Annotated in this window: 2 protein-coding genes; both read right to left on the reverse strand. The window is 69.5% G+C overall.

The window, feature by feature from the left end:
- The coding region (locus tag ACFY16_RS43065) for a 2-oxoacid:ferredoxin oxidoreductase subunit beta (RefSeq protein WP_390652681.1) at positions 1 to 965 on the reverse strand (965 nt) is incomplete at its 3' end.
- Positions 958 to 2,220 (reverse strand): 2-oxoacid:acceptor oxidoreductase subunit alpha (locus tag ACFY16_RS43070; RefSeq protein ID WP_390652682.1); only part of this gene is annotated, 1,263 nt, incomplete at its 5' end. The genes ACFY16_RS43070 and ACFY16_RS43065, both read right to left, overlap by 8 nt.

Consider the following 2,220-nt stretch of genomic DNA (forward strand, 5'->3'; position numbering starts at 1 on the left):
CGCTCCACCGAGCGCAGCACGCCGATCGGGGTGTGGTGGAGGGTGTCGGGGTCGGCCAGCCGGGAGAGGGCGAAGGCGGTGGTCGGGGACGCGGAGTGGGCGTCGTGGACCAGGACCTGCGCCTGGTTCTGCGGGGTCACGGTGACCACCTTCAGGTCACCCGTTTGCTGGTCCCGTACGACGCCGCGGGCGCCGTCCGGCCCGAAGCGGATCGGCTGCCCGTGTTCGAGGCGGATCAGCGCCTCCTGGGCCGACTGCCGGTCCTTGAGCACCTCGAAGGCGCCGTCGTTGAAGATGTTGCAGTTCTGGTAGATCTCGATCAGCGCCGTGCCGGGGTGCGCGGCGGCCTGCCGCAGTACCTCCGTCAGGTGCTGGCGGTCGGAGTCGATCGTGCGGGCCACGAACGACGCCTCCGCGCCGATGGCCAGGGACACCGGGTTGAAGGGGGCGTCCAGCGAGCCCATCGGCGTCGACTTGGTGATCTTGCCGACCTCCGACGTCGGGCTGTACTGCCCCTTCGTCAGGCCGTAGATCCGGTTGTTGAAGAGCAGGATCTTCAGGTTCACGTTGCGGCGCAGGGCGTGGATCAGGTGGTTGCCGCCGATGGACAGCGCGTCGCCGTCACCCGTGACCACCCACACGCTCAGGTCGCGCCTGCTGGAGGCGAGCCCCGTCGCGATCGCGGGGGCGCGGCCGTGGATGGAGTGCATGCCGTAGGTGTTCATGTAGTACGGGAAGCGCGACGAGCAGCCGATGCCCGAGACGAAGACGATGTTCTCCTTGGCCAGCCCGAGCTCCGGCATGAAGCCCTGCACGGCGGCCAGGATCGCGTAGTCACCGCAGCCGGGGCACCAGCGCACTTCCTGATCGGACTTGAAGTCCTTCATGGACTGCCTGGCCTCGGCCTTGGGGACGAGTGAGAGTGCCTCGATCGTGCCCGTGCCTTGCGTGGACGTCTCAGCCATCGATGGCCTCCTTGAGCGCCGTGGCGAGCTGTTCCGCCTTGAACGGCATGCCGTTCACCTGGTTGTAGGAGTGGGCGTCGACCAGGTACTTCGCCCGGACGAGGGTGGCGAGCTGCCCGAGGTTCATCTCGGGGATCACCACCTTGTCGTAGTGCCGCAGCACCGTGCCGAGGTTGCGCGGGAAGGGGTTGAGATGCCGCAGGTGGGCCTGGGCGATCGACTCCCCGGCCGTGCGCAGCCGGCGGACGGCCGCCGTGATCGGGCCGTACGTCGATCCCCAGCCCAGCACCAGCGTGTTCGCCTCGTGCGGGTCGTCGACCTCGAGGTCCGCGACCTCGATCCCGTCGATCTTGGCCTGCCGGGTGCGGACCATGAAGTCGTGGTTGGCGGGGTCGTAGGAGATGTTGCCCGTGCCGTCCTGCTTCTCGATGCCGCCGATGCGGTGCTCCAGGCCCGGTGTGCCCGGGATCGCCCACGGACGGGCGAGGGTCTGCGGGTCGCGCTTGTACGGCCAGAAGACCTCGGTGCCGTCGTCCAGGGTGTGGTTGGGGCCCTGCGCGAACCGCACCCGCAGGTCGGGCAGCTCGTCCAGCTCGGGGATGCGCCAGGGCTCGGAGCCGTTGGCGAGATAGCCGTCGGAGAGCAGGAAGACGGGGGTGCGGTACGTCAGCGCGATCCGGGCCGCCTCCAGTGCCGCGTCGAAGCAGTCGGCCGGGGTGCGCGGGGCGACCACCGGGACCGGGGCCTCGCCGTTGCGGCCGAACATCGCCTGGAGCAGGTCGGCCTGCTCCGTCTTGGTCGGCAGACCGGTCGACGGGCCGCCGCGCTGGATGTCGATCACCAGCAGCGGCAGTTCGAGGGAGACGGCGAGAGCGATGGTCTCGCTCTTCAGCGCCACGCCCGGACCGGAGGTCGTCGTCACCGCGAGGGAGCCGCCGAACGCCGCCCCGAGCGCCGCGCCGATGCCCGCGATCTCGTCCTCGGCCTGGAAGGTCCGCACGCCGAAGTTCTTGTGTTTGCTCAGCTCGTGCAGGATGTCCGAGGCCGGGGTGATCGGGTACGAACCCAGGAACAGCGGCAGGTCGGCCTGCTTGCTCGCGGAGACCAGCCCGTAGGAGAGGGCCAGGTTCCCGGAGATGTTGCGGTAGGTGCCCACCGGGAAGGTCTTCGCCGCCGGGGCGACCTCGTAGGAGACCGCGAAGTCCTCGGTCGTCTCACCGAAGTTCCAGCCCGCGCGGAACGCGGCGATGTTGGC

Source organism: Streptomyces sp. NPDC001315, from assembly GCF_042896175.1.
Taxonomy (GTDB): domain Bacteria; phylum Actinomycetota; class Actinomycetes; order Streptomycetales; family Streptomycetaceae; genus Streptomyces.